Origin of the sequence: Aurantimonas endophytica (genome assembly GCF_014196845.1) — a bacterium.
GTDB classification, from domain to species: Bacteria; Pseudomonadota; Alphaproteobacteria; order Rhizobiales; family Rhizobiaceae; genus Aurantimonas; species Aurantimonas endophytica.
In genome coordinates this window covers 1105459-1128250 of sequence record NZ_JACIEM010000001.1, presented here as the reverse complement: position 1 = coordinate 1128250, position 22792 = coordinate 1105459, and the positions used below count along the sequence as shown (strand labels likewise).

Sequence of the window (22792 nt, the reverse complement as noted above, 5' to 3'; positions counted from 1 at the left end):
TCTCCGACCCCGGAGTACGGGATGGAACTTCGCCAGCTTCGCTATTTCCTGCAGATCGCCGACAGCGGCAGCTTCTCGCGTGCCGCAGAAGTGCTGAGCGTCGCCCAGCCGTCGCTGAGCCAGCATGTGCGCAGCCTGGAGGACGAACTCGGGGTGAACCTATTGGCGCGCCATCCGCGTGGGGTGACGGCCACTGAACAGGGGCGGCTCCTGTGCGACCACGTCCGGCTCATCCTGCGGGAGGTGGAGCGATCGCGCGAGGCGCTGCAGGCAGCGGCCGACAGTCCTGCCGGCGTGGTCGTGCTCGGGCTTCCGACCTCTGCCTGCCGGGGCCTGGCGGTGCCGCTGATCCGCGCCGCCGCCGAGCGCTACCCGCGGATCGCCATCCATCTCGTCGAGGCAATGACCGGCAGTCTCGACGAATGGATGCAGACGGGCAAGGTCGACGTGGCACTGCTCTACGATCGCAAGGTGTTCGAGAACATCGTCGCGAATGACGTGATGGTCGAGGCGCTGCAGCTCATCCTGCCCGCCGGGCACGAGCTCGCCGGGCGGCGCGCCGTTCCGTATCGCGAGGCGCTGGCCCTTCCTCTCGTGCTGCCCCAGCGACCGCACGTGATCCGAGAAGTGGTGGAAACCTTCGCGGCGCGCGCTGACGCCGAACTGACGATCGCCGTCAACTGCGACAGCCTGCAGGCGATCGTGGCGCTGGTGCTGGACGGAAATGCCTCGATCTATCCGAGCTTCGCCCTGCGCGAGGAGATCGATCGCGGCGAACTCGTCGCCATTCCACTCGTCGACCCGACGCCGACATGGCGCCTGTCGATCGTCATGTCCCGCAAGGCCGCCGACGGCCGGGCCTCGATGGCAGTGGCGCGGCTCCTCGACGAGGTTGCCCGTTCGCTGGTGGCCGCCGGCATATGGGATGCGCAGCTGCGCCGGGCACCCGGAACGAGCATCACCGACCTCCATCCATTCCCGAGCAAGGACCTCTCATGACCTTCGATCTCATCATGCGGAACGGCAACCTGCCGGACGGCCGCACCGGAATCGACATCGGCTGCCGGGACGGGCGCATCGTTGCGGTCGAGCCGCGCCTTCAGGCCGAGGCCGGCCGCGAGGTCGACGCGACGGGGCGGCTCGTCTCGCCCCCCTTCGTCGACATCCACTTCCATCTGGATGCGACGCTGTCGGTCGGGCAGCCGCGCTTCAACCGGTCGGGAACGCTGCTGGAGGGGATCGCCCTCTGGGGCGAGCAGCGGCCGCTGCGGACGGTCGAGGCAGTGGCGGAGCGGGCGTTGCGCTATTGCGACCTCGCCGTCGCGCAGGGCCTGCTGGCGATCCGCACCCATGTCGACGTCTGCGACGAGCGCCTCGTCGGGGTCGAGGCGCTGCTCGACGTGCGCGACAAGGTGAGGGACTATCTCGACCTGCAGATCGTGGCGTTCCCGCAGGACGGCTATTTCCGCTCGCCGATCGCGGCAGCGAATCTGGAGCGCGCGCTCGACCGCGGCGTCGACGTCGTCGGCGGCATCCCGCATTTCGAGCGGACGATGGAGGAGGGCAACCGTTCGGTCGTCGCGCTCTGCGAGATCGCCGCCGCGCGGGGCCTCAGGGTCGACCTGCATTGCGACGAGACCGACGATCCGCTGTCGCGTCACGTCGAGACGCTGGCGGCCGAGGCGGTTCGGCTCGGGCTTCGGGACCGGGTGTCCGGGTCGCACCTCACCTCGATGCACTCGATGGACAACTACTACGCCAGCAAGCTCATTCCGTTGATCGCCGAATCCGGCATGCACTGCATCCCCAACCCGCTCGCCAACATCAATCTACAGGGTCGAAGCGACACCTATCCGAAGCGCCGCGGCCTGATGCGCATCCCGGAGCTGCGGGCGAAGGGCGTCAACATCGCGCTCGGGCAGGATTCCTGCATGGATCCTTGGTACGTCTTCGGCAATGCCGACATGCTCGACGTCGCCCATATGGCGACGCATGCGGCGCACATGATCAGCCTCGAGGAGATCCGGTTCTGCTTCGAGGCGATCACCACAAACGCCGCACGCGCCTTCGGCCTCGAGGACTACGGTCTGGCACCCGGCTGCCACGCCGATTTCGTGCTGCTCGATGCGCGCGATCCCATCGAGGCGATCAGGCTTCGGGCGGACCGGCTGGCAGTGGTGCGGCGCGGACGCGTGCTTGCCGAGACACCGGCGCGGGAGACGATGCTCGACCTGCCGGGGCGGGCGCAGAAGGTCTCCGTGACGGGATACGCACCGTTCTGGCCGGCGCCATAGCGGCAGCCTATCGAGCGCGCTGCCGCGGGGTTCAGGAAAGGTGGGAGCGGACACGGAGCATCCGCATACGCGGTGTGCACGGTCGCTGCGCGCCATAGGCCATTCGTATGCCTAAAATCTAGACTATTTGACATCCGCCTATGATTTGTGCGTCATCTCCCACCGGAGACGCATCATGGACCTTCGTCAGCTTCGATATTTCGTGCAGATCGCGGACGCGGGCAACTTCTCGCGCGCCGCCGAGATCCTGCGTATCGCGCAGCCCTCGCTCAGCCAGCAGATCCGCAATCTAGAGGACGAGCTGGGGGTGGAACTGCTCACCCGCCACGCCCGCGGCGCCAGCCTGACGGAGCTGGGCCAGCAATTCTACGACCACGCCCGCAAGATCTTGAGCGGGGTCGAGCGGGCGCGCGACGTGATCCAGTCGCAGGCGGCGTATCCGACCGGCAAGATCTCCGTAGGGTTGCCGACCTCGGCCGCGCGCAGCCTTTCGCTGCCGCTGTTCCGGGAACTGGCGGCGACGCAGCCGAACATCGTCCTTCACGTGGTCGAGGCGATGTCCGGCTATCTCGACGATTTCATCCGGGCGGGGCGGCTCGACGTCGCCTTGCTCTATGATCACCGTGCCTTCGAGCACGTCGCCTATACCGAGATGATCGCCGAGGACCTGATGCTGTTCGTCCCGCCCGGAAGCGCGATGGCGCGCCGCGGCTCGGTGCCCTTCCAGAAGATCTTCGACCTGCCTCTGGTGCTGCCGGGGCGACCGCATATCCTGCGCAGCGTCATCGAGCGGCTGGCAGCCAGGCATGACGTCGTGCCGACCGCGCTGGATTGCGACAGCCTGCCGGCCATTGCCCGGCTGGTCTGCGAGGAAGGCCACTGCACCGTGATGCCGCATTTCGCCTTTCTCGAGGAATTGCGGCGCAACGAGATGGCGGCGGTACCGATCGTCGACCCGACGCCGTCGTGGCGGCTCTCGGTCGTGGTGTCGCAGCGCACGATGAATCCGCGTGGAAGCGAGGTCGTCGCGCGGGCCCTCGGGGACGTCATCGTCAAGCTGGTCAACGCCGGAACCTGGAAGGCGCGGCTTAAGACGCCCATGGCCGCCTGAGGCATCGTGCTGCCGAGCCAAGCCAATGCGCTGAGGGGGCGAGACGGATCAGGCGGCCATCCAGCCGCCGTCGACGAAGAGGTTGTGCCCGGTCAGGAACGTCGCCTCGTCGCTGGCGAGGAACAGCGCGGCATTGGCGACGTCCTGCGGCGTGCCGAGGCGCGGCCAGGGCGTGCGGGAGTTCGAGTAGTCGATCCATTTCTGCTCGACGGCCCGGCCGCCCTTGCCCGTCAGGATCTTGCCCGGCGCGACGGCGTTGCAGATGATGTGGTGCCGGGCGTAGTCGGCGGCGATCTGGCGGGTCATGTAGGCGATGCCGGCCTTGCTGACGCCGTAGGCGAAGTCCTCCGGCGCCGAAATGTGGCCGTGCTGGGAGGAGATGTTGATGATCCGCCCGCGCGCTTCCTCGACCGGGTCCTGGGTCAGCATCTGCCGAACGGCGGCGCGGGCGCAAAGATAGGCGCCCTTCAGGCTGACATCCATGACGCGGTCCCAGTCGGCCTCTTCGGTTTCCAGCAGCGGTTTGCCGGCGCGCAGCACCGCGTTGTTCACCAGAATGTCGAGCCGGCCGAAGGCCGAGACGGTTTCCGCCACCAGATGATCGACCTCGGCCTGGCGCGACACGTCGGTCCGGACGAAGCGAGCGATACCGCCTTCGGCGGCGATCACGTCGCAGACCGGCTCGCCGCCCTCGATGGCGTCGGTGGTGACGTCGGCGACGACGATCGTCGCGCCGTGCCGGGCAAAATGCCGGGCGATCGCCCGGCCGATGCCGGACGACCCACCGGTGATGACGGCGGTCTTTCCTGCCAGACGCTGGCTCATGTCATGCTGTCCTTGTTTCGCGCGGGAAGGCTTCTGCGGCCCATGCCAGATAGTCTGCGGCGGTGTCGGCGAGCGCCGTCTGCTGCCGCTCCGGCAGGAGGGCGTCGAGGCGCCGGGTGCAGAGCGGCGGGCGGTCCCGCCGGTAGTTCGACCGGATCGTCGCGGCGTCGGGGTCGATCCCCCACGCGAAGTCGGGACGCTCAGCCTGCAGTGCCCGGCACCAGTCGTCGACCGAGGTGACACGGCCGGCACCGAGATTGACGACCGGTGGCAGTGCTTCGGTTTCGAGAAGCAGCGTCACGATCCAGTTGGCGAGATCACGCGAATAGAGCCAGTCGGCTTGAAGCGCGCGGGGCAGGGCGCTGGCCTCGCCGCGCAAGGCGCCCTCCATGATCTGGCACTGCGGGCTCACGACCGGCCGGCTGCCGCTGGCAATTTCCCACGGGCCGAAGACGGGCCCGAGCCGCAGGATCGATAGTGGCAACTCGTATGCCTTGGCCTGTTCGCGCATCACGGCCTCGGCGGCCAGCTTGGTCCGGCCATAAAGCGATTGCGGGCCGACTGGGGCGTTTTCTTCTTCGAAGCAGCGCAAGTTGTCATCCGCCGGCTCGCCATAGACGGAGACGGATGACAGCTGCACGACCCTTCTCGGTCGCAATCGTCTAGCCAGTTCCATGATCTGCCGCGAGCCGTTGACGTTGACGTCGGTGACGCGTTCGGCGAGCGCATCGGCCTGCCCGGCATCCGGGGTGATGGCGGCGCCGTGGACGATATGGCTGATCCCGAGGGCTTCCACCTGACCGAGATCGGCGGCGGAGCGCACGTCCCCGGCGACGAAGCGGATGGCCGGGCCGGCCAGCATCGGCGCCAGCGGCGACGGGGCGGGCGCGAACAGGACTGCCCGGTGGCCTCTCGTCCGGAGCGCCTCGGCGATTGCCATGCCGACAAAGCCGGAGCCGCCGGTAATCAGGACATTCGCCGGCCCCCCAACGGCCTCCGCGGCCGGCTCGTCGTCCGCAACACCGTCGTTCACGGGAACATCTGGCCGGGCAGCCACAGGGCAATGCCGGGGAAGGCGATCAGCAGGACGATCATCGCCAGCATGATCGCCACGAAGGGCATCGAGCCCCACATCACGTCGGCAACCGACCCGCGACCGCGCACGCCCTGGACGATGAACAGGTTCATGCCGAGCGGCGGGGTGATCAGCGCCACCTCCATCATGATGACGAGGAAGATGCCGAACCAGACCGGATCGATGCCGAAGTGGATGACGATCGGCATGACGATGGGGATCGTGGCGATCATCATCGACAGCGTCTCGAGGAAGCAGCCGAGCACGAAATAGAACACCACGAGAAGCAGGAGGACTTCGAGCGGGCTCGAGGCGATGCTGCCGACGACGGCGGTCAGCATCTGCGGGACGCCGAGAATGCCGATGACGAAGTTCAGGAACTGCGCGGCCACGACGATCAGCAGGATCATCGCGCTGATCTTGACCGTGGACAGCATCGCCTCGTGCAGCATCGCGAAGGAGAAGCGGCGCTTGGCGATGGTGACGACGAGCGCGCCGATCACGCCGAGTGCGGCCGATTCCGACGGCGTCGCCCAGCCGAGATAGATCGAGCCCATGACCAGTGCGAAGATCATCAGCGGCGGCAGGATGTCGAGGAGGTTGCGCAGCTTCTGCGCCAGCGGGACGGAAGGCGGCGTCCTGCCGGCGATCGACGGCTTCAGCAGGCTGGCGACCGCGATATAGGCCATGAAGAGCAGGGCGAGGACGATGCCGGGCACGATACCGGCGGCGAAGAGCTGCCCGATCGAGGTGTTCGACATCGACCCGTAGATGATCATGTTGATCGAGGGCGGGATGAGGATCCCGAGCGTCGCGCCGGCGGCGATCGAGCCCAGCGTGATGCGGTCCTCGTAGCCGTATTTCTCCATCGTCGGGATGGCCACCGTGCCAATCGTCGCCGCCGTGGCGACGGACGATCCTGAGACTGCCGCGAAGAGGCTGCTGGAGGCGATGTTGGTGTGCAGGAGCCCGCCCGGCAGGCGCCGCAGCCAGTCGGTGAGAGACCGGTACATCCCGTCGGCGACGCCGGAGCGCACCAGCAGTTCGCCGAGGAAGATGAAGAGCGGGATGGCGGTCAGGATGAAATCGTTGAGGACGCTCCAGGTCTGCGTGCCGAACATCATCAGCGTCGGGATGCCGAGATAGGCGAGCGTTCCGAGGAGCGCCGTGAGGAACAACGTCACCGCCACGGGAATGCCGATGAGCATCATGGCGAGCATGGCGGCAAAGCCGGCGGCGGCCGGCAGGAACCCGATCATCGCGCGTCACTCCGCTCTGCCACGAGCGCGGTCTGCTCCCGGATCTCCTCGTTCAGCGATTTCACGCCGTACCATTGTGCGAGCATCGGGGAACGCCTGGCGAAGAGGATGATGGCATGGACGCTGGTCGCAGCCGCCACGAGGGCGAAGAAGACCAGGCCGATGACCCAGATCGCCTGCGGCTGCCACAGCGGCGTCATCATCGGCGTGCCCGAAAGCGAGCCGTATTCGATGCTTTCGGTGAGCGTCGCCCAGCCGCGCCACGCCATGAAGACCGCCATGCCGGTGAGGCTCAGGACCGCGATCAGATCGAGCAACGCGCGCAAGGCCGGAGACACTTTTTCGAGGACCAGTTCGACGCGCGTGTGGGAGCGATCCAGCCAGGCATAGGCGAAGCCGAAGGCGGCCAGCATCGCAAGGACGTAGCCGCCGAATTCGTCGCCACCCTGCAGGGAGAAATTGAGGAAGCGTCGCAGCAGCACCTCGCAGGTGATCAGCAGCGACAGCGCCAGGATGCCGTACCCGGCCAGGAGCGCGAAGAACCGCGCCAAGGGTCCGAGATAGGTTGCGACAGGATTGGTCTGCATGCGCTCCGCTGTCCTACGGCTTCGGGGGTGGGAGCGCCCGACACCCAGGGGTGCCGGGCGACTGCGGTGCTATTCGATGGTCAGGCCGGCGGCCTTGCCGACGGTCTCGTTCCAGGTGGCCGAGCACTCCGGATCGACGGCGTTGCAGGTGTCACGCCAGATCGGCAGTACGACGGTCTCGGCGGCTTCCTTGACGCGCGCCTGGTCGTCCGGCTGGATTTCGACCAGCGTCATGTCGAATTTCTTGTGGTTGGCGCAGCTTTCGGCGCCGGTATTGCAGGCCACCGCGTCCTCGTTCGACGACACCGCAAGGTCCCACAGCTGATCCTCCAGCGCCTTGAACTCGGTCTGCAGCGCCGTCTGCTGCTCGGGCGTGAAGCCGTTCCAGGTATCGAGATTGATGAAGTGGCCCTGGACCGAACCGGAGACCGACAGCGGCAGGAAGTGCGACGTGACTTCCGGCCAGTTGCCGGTGTTGCCCGAGGTGGGCGAGGTCACGCCGCAGGAAACCACGCCGCGCTGGAGAGCCGGGTAGACCTCGGAGAACTGCAGCGTCACCGGCGTCGCGCCGAAATGCTCCAGCATCGCCGACATGGAGGGCGTGAAGCTGCGGACCTTCAGGCCCTTGAGATCGTCCAGCGTCTCGATCGGGCTGTTGCAGTAGAAGACCTGCGGCCCGAACGGCCAGAGGGTCATCACCTTGGCATTGAATTTCTCTTCCAGCCGCTCGTCGAAAGCCTCGCGATAAGCGTCCACCGCCTTGCGCAGTGCGTCCATGTCGGTCGACACGCCGATCAGGTCGACGCCCTCGAAGAACGGATCGTCGCGCGAGGCCATGCCGATCTGCACCGACATCACATCGAAGGAGCCGCCGCGCAGCATGCGCAGGGCATCCGGCGCCTTCACGCCGACCACGTCCATGGGGTTGTAGTTCACGGCCAGATCGACGCCGGCCTCGGTGCCGAGGCTCTCGAAGAACGCGCGCTCGACATCCACCTGCTTGTTGTTCTGCGAGAAATTGCCGGCGACGCGCAGCGGCGTCTGGGCGCCTGCCTCGGCGATGCCGAGAGCGACGGCCGCGACCGCCCCTGCGCACAGGATCATGCGATTCATCATTCTGGCCTCCGAGTGAGTAATTTTGCATTCATTTGAGCCGCCTCAGCTTTGCAGGTCTGCGTCGAAAGGCAATGACAAATATTGGGCAGACGGCCGGCCGGAGAGCTTGGGGTTTTCGGCCCGATGCGCATCAGATGAGCATGAATGACCGATATCTGGTCGATTCACGGGCATTTGCGAAGCGAGCCGCGTCACCTGTCCAGTTGTATTCTTGGTGTCTGCGTGGCATCCGATTATCCGGAAATTGCCTGTCGCGAGGAAAATGCGGTGCCAGAAGTGAATGCAAAATCAGCGATGGAGGTGCCTTCCAAACGGAAGCTCGTCGGCATGCTCACGCCCTCGTCCAACACGGTGCTCGAGCCCTTCACCGCCCGGATGCTGGATCCGCTGTTTCCCGACGTGACAGCCCATTTCGGCCGGTTCCGGGTTACCGAGATCGCGCTGGCCCCCGACGCGAACAGCCAGTTCGCACTGCCGCCGATCCTCCAGGCCGCCGAACTCCTTGCCGACGCGAACTGCGACGTCATCGCCTGGAACGGCACCTCGGCGAGCTGGCTCGGCTTCGACAGCGACACGCGTCTCTGCGACGCCATCAGCCAGAAGACCGGCATCGCGGCGACGAGCGCCATTCTCAGCCTCAACCGGCTGTTGGCCCATCTTGGAGTGCACCGGCTGGGGTTGGTCACTCCCTACACCAGCGACGTCCAGGACAGGATCGTTGCCAATTATGCCGCCGCGGGTATCGAAACGGTCGCCGAGGAGCATCTCGGCCTGCGGGACAATTTCTCCTTCTCGGACGTGTCGGAGGCGACGATCGAGGCCATGTGCGAGCGCGTCGCAGAGGCGCGGCCGGACGCGATCGCCATCGTCTGCACCAACATGCGCGGGCCGCTGGTCGCGGCGGCGCTGGAAGAACGTCTCGGTATCCCGGTTCTCGACTCGGTCGCCTTCACCCTGTGGGGTTGCCTCGACGCCATCTGCGTCTCTACGGAGAAGTTGCACGGTTTCGGGTCGATCTTCGCCTCGTCCGGCCAGCCGGTCGGACGGGCCGCGACTGCGGAGGGGTAATGCAGGATCTGGAGGGCATCGACCGGGACGAGGCGTCGCCAAGACAGGGCCGCGCCAACCTCCACGACCAGGTGATCGCGGAGCTCCGCGACCTGGTGACGAGAGGGGAATTGGCGGAGGGCAAGCGCGTCCCGGAGGCAGCGCTCTGCCAGCGCCTCGGCATCTCCCGCACGCCGCTGCGCGAGGCCCTGAAGGTCCTGGCTGCCGAGGGGTTCATCGAGTTGCGGCCCAATCGCGGCGCCGTCGTGGTGCCGATCGACCGTGCGGCCGTCGCGGCCGTCTTCGAGGTCAAGGGCGGGCTGGAGCGGTTGATCGGGCTGCTGCTGCCGGAGCGGATCGAACGCCCGCAGATGGTGCATCTGGAGCAGCTGCACGAGCAGCTTCGCTCGCACTACCAGGAAGGCGGGGTTGCCGCCTATACGCGGCTCAACCACGAGTTCCACGCCGCGCTTGCCGCCGCTACCCGCAACGATGCCCTCGTGCAGATCTACTCCGGGCTGCAGCAGAAGATCCTGCGGGCCCGCTTCGCCATCAACGAGCAGCCAGCGCGGATCGGGCAGTCGATGGCCGAGCATGACGGCATCATGGCCATGCTGCGCGCGGGGGCGGCGCACGACCTCGCGCATCGCCTCGAAGAGCACAATCGCCTGACCGGCGAGGCGATCCTGCGCCAGTTCGGTGAAACGTCCGCCGTGCCGGGACCCGCGCGATGAAGATCCTCGCGGCCGACCACATCCTGCCGGCCGCGGGTTCCGCCTGGATCGAGGGTGGAGCGCTTGTCATCGATGACGGACAGATCCGCGACAGCGGCAGCCGCGCTGCGGTCGTCGCGCGCTGGCCGCAGGTCCCCGTAACCGATCTCGGGCGCGCCGCGGTCCTGCCGGGCTTCGTCAACGCGCATCAGCACGGCCGCGGCCTCAGCCAGATGCTGCTCGGTTACGCCGACGATGCGCTGGAGCCCTGGATCGCGGGCCGCCGCCGCCATGGCCCGCCCGACATCTACGCCGTGACCCGGCTTGCCGCCGAGGAAATGCTGGCAAACTGCGTCACCGCTACGCTGCATGCCAACTATGCCTATGGTTCCGGCGACTACGAGCAGGAGCTGGACGCGACCATCCGCGCCTATGCCGACAGCGGGCTCAGGACGACGATCTGCGTCGGCTACCAGGATCGAGGCTACACGTTCTATCCCGGAAGCGACGGATCCACGCTCCAGGAAAATCCGTCAACGGCGCCCTATGCCGGCAGCCTGGCGGCGACGTTCCGGCTGATGGATCGGCTGCAGGCGCAGTGGGCGGGAATCTCGACGCTGTCTTTCGCCTATGGCCCGGCCGGGCCCCAATGGGTCAGCGACGAGGCATGGCGGGCGCTTGCCGCGGATGCGGTGGAGCGGCAGGTGGGGCTGCACTTCCATCTCCTGGAGTCGCCGGCGCAGGCGCGGGCCTGCCGCAAACTCTATCCCGAGGGCACGCTCGCCCGGCTTGCGTCACTCGGGGTCTTTTGCGCCCGCACGAGCTGCGCCCATGGCGTCTACATCGGGGAGGCCGATCTGCGGGTCGCCCGCGACAACGACCTGGTGATCGTCACCAACCCGGGCTCGAACCTGCGCCTGTTCAACGGCCTGCCGCCGCTCGCGTCGATCCTCTCCGCCGGGTGCACGCTCGCCGTCGGAACGGATAATACCGCGCTGTCGGACGACGAGGACTATCTCCGCGAGCTTCGGCTCGCCACGGTCGCGGCGCGGGTGCCCGATGTCGGGGCCGAGGGTCCGTCGGCACATCAGGCGCTTGCGATGGCTACGCGCAACGGCGCGCGGGCGGCGTTCCTGCCGAAGAGCGGCGGCGCCCTCGCAAATGGCGCACCGGCCGATCTCGTGGCCGTCGATCTGGCGCGGATGACCGGCGGCCTGTCCAGGTCGCCGATCGACCTGCTCGACCTCATCCTCGGACGCGGGCGCGGCTGCGACGTGATCCTGACCATGACCGACGGCGAGATCCGCTACGGCGCGACCGAGGCCGACCGGCAGCGCCTGGATGACTGGCGATCGTTGGCCACGAGGTCCGTCGAAGCACGATCCGAAGCGGAAACCGGCGAGGCGGTCGCGACGCTTCGCAGCCAGATCCGCGAGCACTACAAGCCGTCGCCGTAGGCAGTCTCCGCTACGCCGGCACGGCCAGGCGCGCGACCGCCATGAGCATCGCTTCTCGGATCGGCTCGACCAGAAGTGCGGGCACGCGCCCCGCCAGAGCCCGAGCGGCCCCGGCGAGCGGGCCGCCGCCGATCACGATGGCCTTGACCTGCTCACGCGCCGCAACCGTTTCGCAGAGGCGGTAGAGCGCGTCTTCGAGGCGCGGCGCGTCGCGCATCAGGGCAACCGGGTCACCGGTCGTGCAGAACGTGCCGGCGAAGGCGGATCCGTGGCCGTATCGGTCGGCTGCCGCCGCGATGGCCGTGGCAAGACCCGGGGTTGTCGTGACGACACAAAAACGCTGCCCGCCGAGAGCCGCGCGGGCCATGGCGGCTTCGGCAAGGCCCGTGACCGGGCAATCGAGGGAAATGCGAAGTTCATCCAGCGCCGGATCACCGAACGCTGCGACGACGACGCCTTCGCAGCCAGCCCGCCGCAGCCCGGGTGCCAGTGCAAGAACTGCCCGTGACGCGGTATCCAGCGCGGCAGGGTCCAGGATCAGGGGCGATCCGAACGGTGCCGTCACGCCTTCGAGCAAGACGTCGGCCGGCAAATACGGGCGCGCGATGGACAGCATGGTCTCGGTGACCGCGGGGTCCGTGTTCGGGTTGACGAGGACGAGGCGGTGCTGCGGGCGCGATGGCATCATGACAAGCGGCACTGCCCGACGGGTGTCGGACCGGGCGACCTGTCCGCGAGGCTCCCCATGCCAATCCAACCTTCGGCGCCTGCTTCGAACAGGACGTCGACGAAGAGGGCAAGGCGCTCCCCGCCCGGCCGGCGCGGCTTGCGCCCGCGACGGGCCGCGAAATCGCGGCCCGCTGGTGTGATCACCATTGGGCCCGACTCCTCAGGCCAGTCGGAACTGGATCGACTTTGCCCCGGACCACAGCGTGCCGCGTCCCAGTTCGGCGAGGCGGTCGAGCTTGTCGGTGATCGTCAGGAAGTGGTTGCCGGCCAACGGACCCGCCTTCGACGCGAAGGCGGTCGGTCCGTAGGAGAGCAGGATCTCGGTCTCCGAGACACCGCCGGGATAGAGGATGATTTCGCCGGGGGCAGGGTGGCTGGTCGCGTTTTCGTAGCCGAGCCCGAAATCCTTGTCGCCCAATGGGATCCAGCAGGCTTCGCCGCTCCAGCGCACGTGGATGATGCGCTCCGAATAGGGAAGGACCTTCAGGAAGGCTTCCACTGTCTTCGGCGCGCGATCCGTCTCCAGGCGCGCAGGGAAGCTTTCCCCGTCGATCTCGACGACTAACTCGGTCATGCACTGTCCCTTTCGAAATGATGATCTGCCGGCGCGGCCGTGCCGGGGGGCGGTCGCAGTCCGTCCAAAGACGGCCCTTGCCGTTCCAGTTCCCTGCGCACCAGCGTCTCGATCTCGACCGCTTCGCAGCGCGGCCGCATGCGAAGGCGCGTCTCCACGAGCGAGAGATGCGAGCACATGGCCTCGCGCGCCCGCAGCGGGTCGCGCGAGGCCAGCGCTTCGAGGATCGTGCCGTGCTCCCGGCAACTGCAGGCGGGGCCGTCGTTCGGCCCGAAGACGGAAAGCAGCGTCGAGGTCCGGTTCACCATCGAACGCAGCGTATCGACGACCAGCGCATTTCCCGTCAGTTCGGCGAGTCCCATATGGAGCGCGCCGCCGAGTGCCAGTGCAGCGTCCGCGTCGTCCCGCGCAATCGCCTCGCGTTCAAGCTCGTGCTGCGCGAACAGTGCGTCGAGATCGCTGCTCCGGAGCCGCTCCGTGACTGACAGCGCGATTCCGCCCTCGATGACCCGGCGCGCCTCGTAGACCACGCGGGCGTCGGCAAGTCCTGGATCAATGGTGCGCGCACCCCGGTTGGGCACGAGCTCGAGCTTGCCCTCATAGCCGAGCCTTTGAAGGATGCGTCGCATCCGGTCCCGCGAGATACCGAAATGTTCGGCCAGTTGCCGCTCGCCCAGCTTGGTGCCCGGCGCGACGACGCCGGAAGCCAGGATGCGGGTCAGGATGTCGTGAACTTTCGTATCGTCCATCGCGCGAACGGGTCTCTCTTTGATGCGTGCGATCATAGGATGCGAGGGAGAGCCGGCACCATACCGCGGAGGCGGATATTTTGTGCACAATCTCGTTTTTTCTTGCACAAAATTGAGGCCGGCGGGCGAATTCCTGCTTTCGCAGGCCTTCGGCGCCGGGACCTGACAGTTGGCACGGCGCTTGCTGGACGTACTCCGACCCTTTGGAGCACGTCGATGAAACCTCGCCTGTCCCCGGTTCCTCGCCAATCGGCATGGCTTAATGTCAGGAGCCGCCGGCATCACCCGTGCCTCGCCATGCTCTCGCTGGTGATCGGATGAATGGGCTTGCCGGACAGATGGGCCCAGCCTTGGTGACGTCGGGGGCGTCTACCTTCCTCGCGTCCAAGAAAGGTCATTCGGCCTCGACCGGCCAGATCCTGCTCGCAGGGCTCGTCGCCTGCATGCGGGACTGCCGCGCCGCCATTCGCCGCGCGGCGCGGTCCTGAGGCCAGCCGTGCGCGTCCTCCTCGTCAACCCCAACGTCTCCGTCTCGATCACCCAGCGCCTCGCGCAGGTCGCGCGCGGTGTCGCGGCGCCAGGCACGGAGATCACCGCGGTGACCGCCCCGCGCGGCGTTCCCTACATTTCCTGCCGGGCGGAAGCGCAGCTTGCCGGCGCCGTGGTCCTGGAAATGCTGGCCGAGCACGGCGCCGGCCATGACGCAGCGCTGATCGGGGCTTTCGGCGATCCGGGGCTTTGGGCGGCGCGGGAACTGTTCGACCTGCCGATCGTCGGCATGGCGGAAGCCTCCATGCACATGGCCGCGATGCTCGGACAGCGCTTCTCCATCGTCACCTTCGCTCCGGCGCTCGGTCACTGGTACCGGGACTGCGTCGAAGCGAGCGGCCTGGCGTGCCGGCTAGCGGCCATCCGCTCGCTCACCGCCAGCTTCGGTTCGCTCGACATGGTGGCAGAGGAAAAGGCGGAAGCACTGGTACGGCTTTGCGAAGTCACCGTTCGCGAGGACGACGCCGATGTCGTGGTCCTCGCCGGTGCGCCGCTTGCGGGCCTCGCCGGACAGATCGCCCACAGAGTACCGGTTCCCCTCGTCGAACAGGTCGCGGCCGGCATCGGGCAGGCCGAGATGCTCGTGCGGCTTGCCACGGCAAGAGGCGCCTCGCTTCGCCGTCCGGCTCCGAAGACATCGCAGGGCCTGCCACCGGCGCTGGCCTCACGGATCGCCCATGCAGACGCTTGAGAGCCTCGTCCGGACCGTCGATGCCGTGCACGCGGGGCGCTCAAGTGCACGTGTCGAGTGCGAGCAGGCACTTGCCCGCATCGAGGCGGGGCGTGACCTCAAGGCCATCGTCGCGGTGGATGCGGCGCTGAGCCTGCGGGAAGCCGACATGGCGGACCGGCGGCTCGAGGCAGGGGAGATCCTGCCGCTGGCCGGCGCGGCCCTGGCGGTGAAGGACCTGATCTGGGTCGACGGCCGGCGTGTGACCCAGGGCTCGCGGCTCTTCGCCGATTTCGTCGCCCCACAGGATGCGCTGGCCGTCAGCCGTTTGAAGCAAGCCGGTGCGGTCGTCGTCGGCATGGCCAACAGCTCGGAGTTCGGCTGCAAGGGCGTCACCGCCAATCCGCTGCATGGGGCAACGCGGCATCCGCTCGATCCGGCGTTGACGCCCGGCGGATCCTCCGGCGGCTGTGCCAGCGCCGTTGCCGGCGGGCTCGTGGCCGCCGCGATCGGAACGGATTCTGGCGGCTCAAGCCGCCGTCCCGCCGCCCATGTCGGCTGTGTCGGCTTCAAGCCGAGCACCGGGGCCGTGCCGAACGGGCCGGGTTTCCCGGCGCTCGACATCGGCCTCGAATGCCTCTGCCCGATGGCCGGCAGCGTCGCCGACATCCGCCTGCTGTTCGAGGCGATGGCCGATCGGCCTGCTTCTTCGGGCAAGGAGGCTTCCACGGCGCGGCGTCTCGGCTTCACCCCAAGCTTCGGTCTCGACGTGCCCGTCGACCTGGAAATCGAGGCACTGCTGGAGGCGGCGCTCGCTGCGCTGCGCCAGGCCGGCTTTTCCGTCGAGCGGCGTGATCCCGCTTGGCCGGACGGCGCCGAGCCCGCCGACCTCATGCCGCTGCAATATGCCATGCTGGCCGATCTTTATGGAGACGCGTTCGAGCAGGATCCGGACCTGTTCGATCCCGACATCGCCGTCCAGATCGAGGCTGGCCTGCGCCTTGAGGCTCGTGCCGTCTCGCGTGCGCTTCGCCTGTCGAAGGCGATCCGGCTCAGCCTCGACGCAACGCTGGACGGCGTCGACGCGCTGCTGTCGCCGACCGTGCCCTGCTTCGCGTGGCCATCGACCGAACTCGGCCCCTCCCACATCGCCGGCCGCGCAGTCGGGCCCAGGGCGCACGCCGCGTTCACGCCCTTCATCAACCACGGCGGGCATCCCGCGCTGTCGCTGCCGATCGGCGTTGGCGCCGTCGGTCTGCCGGCGGGACTGCAGATCTGCGGCAAGCGCAATGGCGACGACGATCTCCTCGCGCTTGCCGCGCGCATCGAGGCATCGCTCTGCCCATCGGGACGGGGAGGGACGCTCACGCACTGAGACGACAGGCACCGTCGCCGCTTCGGCGACCGCAGCAGACGACATGAAGCGCAGAGCAGCAATGCTTCTTCCGGGTTGGCGTGCCCCTCGCAGATGCGGTTCGAGCCGATGCGGTTCGGCCGGATTTCACCCATGGAGACGAACATGTGCGAACGTAACGGCCACTTCTACGCTAACTTCTCACGCCGGAATTTTCTGAAGACAACGGCCGCCGGCGCGGCGATGGTCGCCCTGCCGGCGCATCTGGCAGGGCTGATCGGCCAGGCCCACGCCGCCGGAACGACGATCAAGGCGACGCACGGCACCGGCTTCTGCAACATGGGCATCTTCCTTGCCAAGGAACGCGGGCTCGCCACTGCCGACGGCGTCGACCTCGAATTCGTCATCACCCCGTCCAACGCCGAGATCACCACGATGTTCGGCGCGGGCCTCGTCGACATCTCGATGATTCCGTATTCCAACTTCATGACGCTCTACGACGCCGGCGCGCCGGTGAAGATCGTCGCCGGCGGCGGCGTGCAGGGCTGCATCATCGTGGCGGGCGAGGGCATCAAGTCCGCCGAGGATCTGCGCGGCAAGACCTTCGGCACCTTCCAGGCCGACACGCTGGAAGTGCTTCCCTACGACTATCTGAAGGCCGCCGGCATGACCTTCGCCGACGTCGACATCCGCTACATGAATACGTCGCCGGAACTGGCGCAGGCCTTCATGGTCGGTGCGATCGACGCGATCTGCCACATCGAGCCTTACGCGACCCAATGCGTCGAGAGCCGAGCGGGCGCCACGGTTCTCTCGGACGGCACCGATCTCTATGGCGCCGGCTATTCCGATTGCGTGCTCGCCGCCCGCACCCCGCTGCTCGAGAGCAACCCGGACGCGGTGCAGGCGATCATCAAAGCCCTGATGCAGGCGCAGGCACAGGCCGAAGCCGACATCGAGGCGGCCCTGACCGACACCGTCGGCACCTACTACAAGACCACGATGGAAGCGGCGCGCAACGCGTCGTCCAAGCAGCCGATCGTCGTGGACCAGCGCGACCAGACCCAGTTCATCATCGATCGCGGCGTGTCGATGAAGGAGCTCGGCTACGTGCAGGACCTCCCGGACGAGGGGGCCTTCGACTGGAGCTTCCTCGAGGCGGCCATCGCCGAAAACCCCGAACTCTACGCCTCGCTGCAGCGCAAGTCGGCCTGACCGTCCGCCGCTCAAGTCTCACACGCCCGGCCGGTTATGCGGCCGGGCCGATGGTCCCCTTTTCAGCGAAAGGCCGCTCCATGGTCGCCCTTCCCTTTGCCTCCCTACGTTCCGGAGAGGCGCGCGTCAGCATGCGCCGCCCGCCCGCGCTCGTCATATCGGCGGGCTGGACCATTCTCTCGATCGGCTTGTTCGCCGGTCTGTGGGAGCTCGCCTGGGCGATGGGGTGGGCCAACCCGCTCCTGCTGCCGCCGCCGCATCTGTTCCTCAGCGACTGGGACCGGACGCTGTCTTATTTCAGCAATTCCAACCGCATTGGGGCCGATGCCTCGCATGGCGGGCTGGTCGGGCTCATGGCGACCTCGCTCTACACCATCCTCCGGGTGGTGACCGGGCTGACGCTCGGCTTCGTCGCCGGCGTCGCGGTCGGTGCCCTCGTCTATTACGTGAAGCTCGCCCGCAATCTCCTGATGCCGACGCTGCTGCTGCTGACGCCGATTTCCCCGGTCGCCTGGCTTCCCGTCTCGATCTTCCTGTTCGGCATCGGCAACACGCCGGCGATCTTCCTCGTCTTCATCACCATCTTCTTCGCCATCGTGCTGTCGACGACGGCGCAGCTGGAGGGCGTCAGCAAGTCCTATCTGAACGTCGCCCGCATCATGGGCGCCAACGGACACCAGATCTTCTGGCGCGTCGTGTTCCCGGCGATCCTGCCAGGCCTCTTCATGACGCTGCGCCTCAACCTCTTCGCGGCCTGGATGGTGGTTCTCATCGCCGAAGCGGTGGGCGTCGGGTCGGGACTCGGCCAGATCACCGCCGTCGCTCGCTCGACCTTCAACGCCCAGCTCACCTTCTTCACGATGGCGCTGATCGGCGTCCTGGGCTTCGGCTTCGACTGGGCGCTGCGCCTGGTGCAACGACGCATGCTCTGGTGGGTCGCGCCCTCGACGGGAGGCGCACGATGAAGGTCCCCGCGCTCTCCCTCGAATCCGTCTCCAAGGTCTGGCAGAGCGACGGCCGCGAGCCGGTGCGTGCGCTCGACGACTTCAACCTGGAGATCGCCAGGGAGGAGTTCGTCGTCTTCCTCGGACCGTCCGGATGCGGCAAGTCCACGCTGCTCTACATGATCGCCGGCCTGGAGGAGACGACGGGCGGCACGATCCTCGACGAAGGCGTCCCGATCCACGGCCCGTCCTTCGACCGGGGCCTGATCTTCCAGGACGCGTCGCTGTTTCCGTGGCTGACCATCTCCGACAACGTCACGTTCGGCCTGTCGCTGCGCGGTGTCTCGGCTGCGGAACGCGAGCGCACGGCCGAGCAGTTGCTGCGCTCCGTCGGCCTCGCCGGCATGGGCGACAAGCGGCCGGACGAATTGTCCGGGGGTATGCGCCAGCGGGCGGCCTGCGCCCGGGCGCTGGCGGTGCGTCCGAAGATCCTGATGATGGACGAGCCGTTCGCGGCGCTCGACGTCCAGACACGCACCAAGATGCAGGATTTCCTGCTCACCCTCTGGCGGGAGAGCCGGGCGTCGATCATCCTCGTCACACATTCGATCGACGAGGCGATCTCGCTGGCCGACCGGGTCGTGGTGTTCACGGCCCGTCCCGGGAAGGTGAAGGCCATCGTGCCGATCGAGATGGAGCGACCGCGTCCGCCGCGCGACCCGCGCTATCACGCCTATCGGGACCTCTTCACCGATCTGCTCGCCGACGAGGTGGACCGCGCCTTCGCCGAACAGGAAAGCCGGCGATGACTGAGCCATTGTTGCGCGTCGCAGCACTCGGCATCGGACCGTACCGGAACAGCCCGGCGGCGCTTCGGGACGAAGCTGAGCTTGGCATAAGGGAGCTCGCCGCACGCGGCGCCGCGCTTGTCCTCCTCCCGGAGTTGTTCGCGCTGCCGTTCTACGCCGCCGACGAGCCGCGCCGCTGGGCCCATGTCGCCGAGGATCTTGCAGGGCCAACCTGCGACTGGGCTCATCGCCTGGCGACCGAGACCGGAACGGCGATCGTCTTCGGCATGGCGCTGGCCGATACGGCCGGGAAGCCTCCCGCCAACGCCGTGGTTCTCGCCGCGCCGGGCGCGGCCCCTGTCGTCGTGCAGCGGAAGGTCCATCTCGCGCCCGCAGCAGGCGAGCCTTTCGGCGAAGCCGACCATTTCACCGCGGGGCCGGCACGTCTCGACTGCTTCGACTATCGCGGCGTCCGGTTCTGTCCGCTGGTCTGCTACGACCGCCGTTACCCCGAATGCTGGCGATCGGCCGGCCGCGACGGCGCCGATGTGGCCCTCGTCCTCGTCGGCGGGCCGACTGCCGATCCGCCGGGCCTCTTCGAGGCCGAATTGCGGACCCACGCGCGGGCCAACGCGCTCTATGCCTTGGCCGCGTGCCGGTACGGGCAAGAGGATGTCGCCGGCGGTCCGCAGCGCCATGCCGGCGAGACGGTGGCCTTCGGCCCCGATGGCGGGGCACTGCCCGGCGACGGTCAGGCGGTCTTCCTCGACATCGATCCCGCGCGCCTTGCAGCGGCGCGCGAACACAATCCCACCCATCGAACACTTCGCCTGAACGACCAGGCAGCAGAAAGGGCATACGCATGAGCGACCACATCACGAGCGCACGCTGGGTCGTCACCGGCATCCAGGACCGCCATACGCCAGTCATCGTGGATGAAGGCGCCGTCCTTTCGCGGGACGGTGAGATCGTCGCGGTCGGATCGCTGGAGGAGATGCGGCACCTGTCTCCGGGCGCTGCCGAGACGGCCTATCCCGACCACGTGATGCTGCCGGGCTTCGTCAACTCGCACCATCACGTGGGCATGACGCCGCTGCAGCTCGGCTCGCCCGACCATGCGCTCGAGCTCTGGTTCGCAAGCCGGATTCCAGGCCGCAAGCTCGATCTCTACCTCGATACGCTCTACTCGGCCTTCGAGATGATCGCGTCCGGCGTCACGACGGTCGCCCATATCCATGGCTGGATGAGCGGCGGCTACGAGGCGGTCCACGGCGCGGCGACGAAGGTGCTCGACGCCTACCGCACGATCGGCATGCGCGCCTCCTACTCCTACGCGTTGCGGGAGCAGAACCGTCTGGTCTACGAGGCCGACGAGGAATTTTGCGCCCGGCTGCCGCAGCCGCTTGCCGGCCAGGTGGCCGCCTATCTGCAGTCGCAGGTCCTGACCTTCGACGAGCATATGGCGCTGTTCGACCAGCTGACGGCGGAAAATGCCGGACAGGCGCTGACCCGCATCCAGCTCGCGCCCGCAAATCTCCACTGGGTCACCGACGAGAGCCTGGTCGAGATGAATGCCCGCTCGGTCCGCCACGGCGTACCGATGCACATGCATCTGCTGGAGACGGCGTACCAGAAGGAATATGCCCGCCGGCGCACGGGCAAGACGGCGGTCCGCCACCTCTACGACCTCGGCGTCCTGTCGCCCCGCATGACGCTCGGCCACGGCGTCTGGCTGAACCAGGAAGACATCGAGATCGCGGCCGATACCGGCACCTGCGTCTGCCATAACTGCTCGTCCAACTTCCGCCTGCGCTCGGGCGTCGCGCCGCTGAACGCCTTCGAGAAGCACGGGCTGAATGTCGGCATGGGCCTCGACGAGGCTGGCATCAACGATGACCGGGACATGCTGCAGGAGCTGCGACTCGTGCTGCGCGCGCATCGCGTGCCCGGCATGGACGACGCGGACGTCCCGAGCTGCCCGCAGGTCCTGCGCATGGCGACGGAGGGCGGCGCCAACACCACCGCCTTCGGCCGCGAGATCGGCCGGCTCGATCCCGGCCGGCGCATGGATGCCGTGCTGATCAACTGGAAGACCGCGACCTACCCCTTCCAGGATCCCGACATCCCGATGCTCGACGCCGTGATGCAGCGCGCCAAGCAGAATGCGGTGGACGCGGTCATCGTCGACGGCGCGGTCATTTATGAGGACGGCCGCTTCACCAATGTCGACCGGGACGCCATCCTGGAGGACATCGCGCGTCATTACGCCCATCCGCGCACGGAAGAGGAGACGGCGCGCCGCCAGATGGGCCACGATGTCTTCCCGCATGTGAAGGCGTTTTACGACGGCTATCTGGGCGCCGAGACGCGCACGCCCTTCTACGCGCCGTCCTCGGCAAAATGAGTGCGACCGCGTCCCTGGCCATGCCGCCCGATGCTGTCCGGATGGCCGGGGATGCGATGGCGCTGGTCGCCGACCTTGCCACGATCACGGACGAATCCGGGCGGCTGACGCGGCTGTATCTGTCGCCGGCGCATCGCCGCGCCGCCGACTTGGTGCGGGAGCGGATGGAAGAGGCGGGCCTCGCCGCGTCGATCGATGCCGCCGGCACGGTCATCGGACGCTACGAGGGGCGCCGTCCCGGCATGCCGGCGCTTCTCCTCGGTTCGCACATCGACACGGTGCGCGACGCCGGCCGCTTCGACGGAACGCTCGGCGTCGCGGTGGCTCTCGCCGTCGTGGCGGAGCTTGCGCGGCAGGAACGGCGTCTGCCCTTCGCGATCGAGGTCCTGGCCTTCGGCGACGAGGAGGGGGTCCGGTTTCCCTCGACGCTTGCCGGCTCGCGCGCGGTCGCCGGAAGCTTCGCCACCTCGACACTCGCCGAACGCGACGCGGAGGGCATCACCCTCGGTGAAGCCTTGCGCTCCTTCGGCTGCAATCCGGCGGCAATTCCCGCTGCCGGCCGCCGGCCGGAGGACGTGCTCGGCTATGTCGAGATCCACATCGAGCAGGGCAGGGTTCTGGAACAGGCAGACCAGGCGGTCGGGCTCGTGTCCGGGATCAGCGGAGCCTTGCGGCTCGGGCTCAAGGTCGCGGGCGTCAGCGGCCACGCCGGCACGCTGATGATGCCGGAACGCCGCGACGCCCTCTGCGGGGCGGCAGAGATGGTGCTCGCGATCGAGGAGATCGCCCGCAGCCGTACCAACGTCGTCGCGACCGTGGGCCGGCTTGCGGCGGAGCCGGGTGCGGTGAACGTCGTGCCGGGCACCGCGGAATTCACGCTGGACCTGCGGACCCTCGACGACGCCGCGCGACAACGGGTGCTCAACGAGATGCTGCGGCGTTGTGCTGCCATCGCAGGACGACGCGGCCTCGAACTGGATCACGAGACCTTCTACGACCAGCCGACGACCTTCTGCGACGCGGCGTTGAAGGCAGGCCTGGCGAACGCTCTCGCCGGCATCGGACTCGAGCCTATCGAAATGCAGAGCGGGGCCGGCCACGATGGCCTGGCGCTAGCTGCGCTTTGCCCGATGGCGATGCTGTTCGTCCGCTGCACGGATGGTGTCAGCCATCATCCGGACGAAGACGTGAGCGAAGACGACATCCAGATGGCCTGCGCCGTCCTCGCCGAGTTCCTCAGGGCTTTCGAGCCGTAGCCGATTGCCCCCGTTGACGCGTCCCAAATGATCATTAATGATCATGGGATGGCAGACGCTGATCGGCAGCAGAAAC

At 67.6% G+C, this 22792-nt stretch carries 22 protein-coding genes; 14 read left to right on the top strand and 8 right to left on the bottom strand.

Translation table 11 applies throughout. The features are described 5' to 3' along the window. The first annotated feature begins 21 nt into the window (after positions 1 to 21). The 3 genes from GGR03_RS05525 to GGR03_RS05515 all read left to right on the top strand — a co-directional run bounded on the left by GGR03_RS05525 (position 22) and on the right by GGR03_RS05515 (position 3405). Entirely contained in the window at positions 22 to 999 is a 978-nt protein-coding gene (locus tag GGR03_RS05525) for a LysR family transcriptional regulator (protein ID WP_183206553.1), read from the top strand. Beyond that, on the top strand, positions 996 to 2294 hold the full coding sequence (locus GGR03_RS05520; protein ID WP_183206551.1) for an amidohydrolase family protein: 1299 nt from the start codon (positions 996 to 998) through the stop codon (positions 2292 to 2294). Before GGR03_RS05525 ends, GGR03_RS05520 begins: the two co-directional genes overlap by 4 nt. A gap of 175 nt (positions 2295 to 2469) precedes the next feature. Beyond that, positions 2470 to 3405, top strand: a complete 936-nt coding sequence (locus GGR03_RS05515; protein ID WP_183206549.1) for a LysR family transcriptional regulator — start codon at positions 2470 to 2472, stop codon at positions 3403 to 3405. Positions 3406 to 3453: 48 nt separating this feature from the next. On the opposite strand, the gene GGR03_RS05510 is transcribed toward GGR03_RS05515, so the two are convergent. The 5 genes from GGR03_RS05510 to GGR03_RS05490 all read right to left on the bottom strand — a co-directional run bounded on the left by GGR03_RS05510 (position 3454) and on the right by GGR03_RS05490 (position 8267). Continuing rightward, positions 3454 to 4230, bottom strand: a complete 777-nt coding sequence (locus GGR03_RS05510; protein WP_183206547.1) for an SDR family NAD(P)-dependent oxidoreductase — start codon at positions 4228 to 4230, stop codon at positions 3454 to 3456. 1 nt (position 4231) lies between these two features. Next, positions 4232 to 5263, bottom strand: coding sequence for an NAD-dependent epimerase/dehydratase family protein (locus tag GGR03_RS05505; protein WP_183206546.1), 1032 nt, complete (start codon positions 5261 to 5263; stop codon positions 4232 to 4234). Beyond that, positions 5260 to 6564, bottom strand: a complete 1305-nt coding sequence (locus GGR03_RS05500; protein WP_183206544.1) for a TRAP transporter large permease — start codon at positions 6562 to 6564, stop codon at positions 5260 to 5262. Before GGR03_RS05500 ends, GGR03_RS05505 begins: the two co-directional genes overlap by 4 nt. Continuing rightward, positions 6561 to 7151, bottom strand: a complete 591-nt coding sequence (locus GGR03_RS05495) for a TRAP transporter small permease subunit (protein ID WP_183206543.1) — start codon at positions 7149 to 7151, stop codon at positions 6561 to 6563. Before GGR03_RS05495 ends, GGR03_RS05500 begins: the two co-directional genes overlap by 4 nt. 69 nt (positions 7152 to 7220) lie before the next feature. Further along, positions 7221 to 8267: a TRAP transporter substrate-binding protein gene (locus GGR03_RS05490; RefSeq protein ID WP_246367594.1), complete on the bottom strand. Its 1047-nt coding sequence runs from the start codon at positions 8265 to 8267 to the stop codon at positions 7221 to 7223. A 294-nt stretch (positions 8268 to 8561) separates the two neighbouring features. Between GGR03_RS05490 and GGR03_RS05485 the strand changes: the two genes are divergently transcribed. Genes GGR03_RS05485 through GGR03_RS05475 form a run of 3 tightly spaced genes read left to right on the top strand, consistent with a single transcriptional unit; the run spans position 8562 to position 11484 of the window. Next, entirely contained in the window at positions 8562 to 9335 is a 774-nt protein-coding gene (locus GGR03_RS05485) for an aspartate racemase/maleate isomerase family protein (protein WP_183207043.1), read from the top strand. Beyond that, positions 9335 to 10048, top strand: coding sequence for a GntR family transcriptional regulator (locus GGR03_RS05480; protein ID WP_183206542.1), 714 nt, complete (start codon positions 9335 to 9337; stop codon positions 10046 to 10048). The genes GGR03_RS05485 and GGR03_RS05480 overlap by 1 nt, the downstream gene beginning before the upstream one ends. Next, positions 10045 to 11484, top strand: coding sequence for an amidohydrolase family protein (locus tag GGR03_RS05475; protein WP_183206540.1), 1440 nt, complete (start codon positions 10045 to 10047; stop codon positions 11482 to 11484). The genes GGR03_RS05480 and GGR03_RS05475 overlap by 4 nt, the downstream gene beginning before the upstream one ends. 10 nt (positions 11485 to 11494) lie before the next feature. Here the strand turns inward: GGR03_RS05475 and GGR03_RS05470 are convergent, their stop codons facing one another. From GGR03_RS05470 to GGR03_RS05460, 3 genes are all read right to left on the bottom strand, one after another. Further along, entirely contained in the window at positions 11495 to 12169 is a 675-nt protein-coding gene (locus tag GGR03_RS05470) for an aspartate/glutamate racemase family protein (protein WP_183207042.1), read from the bottom strand. Between the two features lie 204 nt (positions 12170 to 12373). Further along, on the bottom strand, positions 12374 to 12787 hold the full coding sequence (locus GGR03_RS05465) for a DUF3830 family protein (protein WP_183206534.1): 414 nt from the start codon (positions 12785 to 12787) through the stop codon (positions 12374 to 12376). Then, complete coding sequence (locus GGR03_RS05460; RefSeq protein ID WP_183206532.1) at positions 12784 to 13572, bottom strand: GntR family transcriptional regulator; 789 nt, start codon at positions 13570 to 13572, stop codon at positions 12784 to 12786. The genes GGR03_RS05465 and GGR03_RS05460 overlap by 4 nt, the downstream gene beginning before the upstream one ends. A gap of 460 nt (positions 13573 to 14032) precedes the next feature. Here GGR03_RS05460 and GGR03_RS05455 point away from each other — a divergent pair, with 460 nt between their 5' ends. From GGR03_RS05455 to GGR03_RS05420, 8 genes are all read left to right on the top strand, one after another. Continuing rightward, a complete protein-coding gene (locus GGR03_RS05455; RefSeq protein WP_183206530.1) occupies positions 14033 to 14776 on the top strand; it encodes an aspartate/glutamate racemase family protein in 744 nt (247 codons plus the stop codon). Beyond that, a complete protein-coding gene (locus GGR03_RS05450) occupies positions 14763 to 16130 on the top strand; it encodes an amidase (protein ID WP_183206529.1) in 1368 nt (455 codons plus the stop codon). Before GGR03_RS05455 ends, GGR03_RS05450 begins: the two co-directional genes overlap by 14 nt. A gap of 144 nt (positions 16131 to 16274) precedes the next feature. Beyond that, positions 16275 to 17324, top strand: a complete 1050-nt coding sequence (locus GGR03_RS05445; protein ID WP_183206526.1) for a substrate-binding domain-containing protein — start codon at positions 16275 to 16277, stop codon at positions 17322 to 17324. A gap of 131 nt (positions 17325 to 17455) precedes the next feature. Then, entirely contained in the window at positions 17456 to 18289 is an 834-nt protein-coding gene (locus tag GGR03_RS05440) for an ABC transporter permease (protein ID WP_246367592.1), read from the top strand. Beyond that, positions 18286 to 19077 (top strand): ABC transporter ATP-binding protein, encoded by a 792-nt coding sequence (locus GGR03_RS05435; protein WP_183206523.1) that lies wholly within the window; start codon positions 18286 to 18288, stop codon positions 19075 to 19077. Before GGR03_RS05440 ends, GGR03_RS05435 begins: the two co-directional genes overlap by 4 nt. Next, the gene (locus GGR03_RS05430) at positions 19074 to 19922 is read left to right on the top strand and encodes a carbon-nitrogen hydrolase family protein (RefSeq protein ID WP_183206521.1); all 849 of its coding nucleotides are present in this window, start codon (positions 19074 to 19076) and stop codon (positions 19920 to 19922) included. Before GGR03_RS05435 ends, GGR03_RS05430 begins: the two co-directional genes overlap by 4 nt. Beyond that, positions 19919 to 21460 (top strand): amidohydrolase family protein, encoded by a 1542-nt coding sequence (locus GGR03_RS05425; protein WP_183206520.1) that lies wholly within the window; start codon positions 19919 to 19921, stop codon positions 21458 to 21460. The genes GGR03_RS05430 and GGR03_RS05425 overlap by 4 nt, the downstream gene beginning before the upstream one ends. Next, a complete protein-coding gene (locus tag GGR03_RS05420; RefSeq protein ID WP_183206518.1) occupies positions 21457 to 22716 on the top strand; it encodes an allantoate amidohydrolase in 1260 nt (419 codons plus the stop codon). Before GGR03_RS05425 ends, GGR03_RS05420 begins: the two co-directional genes overlap by 4 nt. Positions 22717 to 22792 lie beyond the last annotated feature (76 nt).

Bases quoted from the DNA above. Each gene is read 5' to 3' on its own strand.
- GGR03_RS05420 (WP_183206518.1), top strand. From the start codon at position 21,457: ATGAGTGCGACCGCGTCCCTGGCCATGCCGCCCGATGCTGTCCGGATG.
- GGR03_RS05430 (WP_183206521.1), top strand. From the start codon at position 19,074: ATGACTGAGCCATTGTTGCGCGTCGCAGCACTCGGCATCGGACCGTAC.
- GGR03_RS05520 (WP_183206551.1), top strand. From the start codon at position 996: ATGACCTTCGATCTCATCATGCGGAACGGCAACCTGCCGGACGGCCGC.
- GGR03_RS05445 (WP_183206526.1), top strand. From the start codon at position 16,275: ATGTGCGAACGTAACGGCCACTTCTACGCTAACTTCTCACGCCGGAAT.
- GGR03_RS05525 (WP_183206553.1), top strand. From the start codon at position 22: ATGGAACTTCGCCAGCTTCGCTATTTCCTGCAGATCGCCGACAGCGGC.
- GGR03_RS05495 (WP_183206543.1), bottom strand. From the start codon at position 7,151: ATGCAGACCAATCCTGTCGCAACCTATCTCGGACCCTTGGCGCGGTTC.
- GGR03_RS05500 (WP_183206544.1), bottom strand. From the start codon at position 6,564: ATGATCGGGTTCCTGCCGGCCGCCGCCGGCTTTGCCGCCATGCTCGCC.
- GGR03_RS05490 (WP_246367594.1), bottom strand. From the start codon at position 8,267: ATGATGAATCGCATGATCCTGTGCGCAGGGGCGGTCGCGGCCGTCGCT.
- GGR03_RS05435 (WP_183206523.1), top strand. From the start codon at position 18,286: ATGAAGGTCCCCGCGCTCTCCCTCGAATCCGTCTCCAAGGTCTGGCAG.
- GGR03_RS05480 (WP_183206542.1), top strand. From the start codon at position 9,335: ATGCAGGATCTGGAGGGCATCGACCGGGACGAGGCGTCGCCAAGACAG.
- GGR03_RS05485 (WP_183207043.1), top strand. From the start codon at position 8,562: ATGGAGGTGCCTTCCAAACGGAAGCTCGTCGGCATGCTCACGCCCTCG.
- GGR03_RS05450 (WP_183206529.1), top strand. From the start codon at position 14,763: ATGCAGACGCTTGAGAGCCTCGTCCGGACCGTCGATGCCGTGCACGCG.
- GGR03_RS05425 (WP_183206520.1), top strand. From the start codon at position 19,919: ATGAGCGACCACATCACGAGCGCACGCTGGGTCGTCACCGGCATCCAG.
- GGR03_RS05465 (WP_183206534.1), bottom strand. From the start codon at position 12,787: ATGACCGAGTTAGTCGTCGAGATCGACGGGGAAAGCTTCCCTGCGCGC.
- GGR03_RS05510 (WP_183206547.1), bottom strand. From the start codon at position 4,230: ATGAGCCAGCGTCTGGCAGGAAAGACCGCCGTCATCACCGGTGGGTCG.
- GGR03_RS05440 (WP_246367592.1), top strand. From the start codon at position 17,456: ATGCGCCGCCCGCCCGCGCTCGTCATATCGGCGGGCTGGACCATTCTC.
- GGR03_RS05460 (WP_183206532.1), bottom strand. From the start codon at position 13,572: ATGATCGCACGCATCAAAGAGAGACCCGTTCGCGCGATGGACGATACG.
- GGR03_RS05515 (WP_183206549.1), top strand. From the start codon at position 2,470: ATGGACCTTCGTCAGCTTCGATATTTCGTGCAGATCGCGGACGCGGGC.
- GGR03_RS05470 (WP_183207042.1), bottom strand. From the start codon at position 12,169: ATGCCATCGCGCCCGCAGCACCGCCTCGTCCTCGTCAACCCGAACACG.
- GGR03_RS05475 (WP_183206540.1), top strand. From the start codon at position 10,045: ATGAAGATCCTCGCGGCCGACCACATCCTGCCGGCCGCGGGTTCCGCC.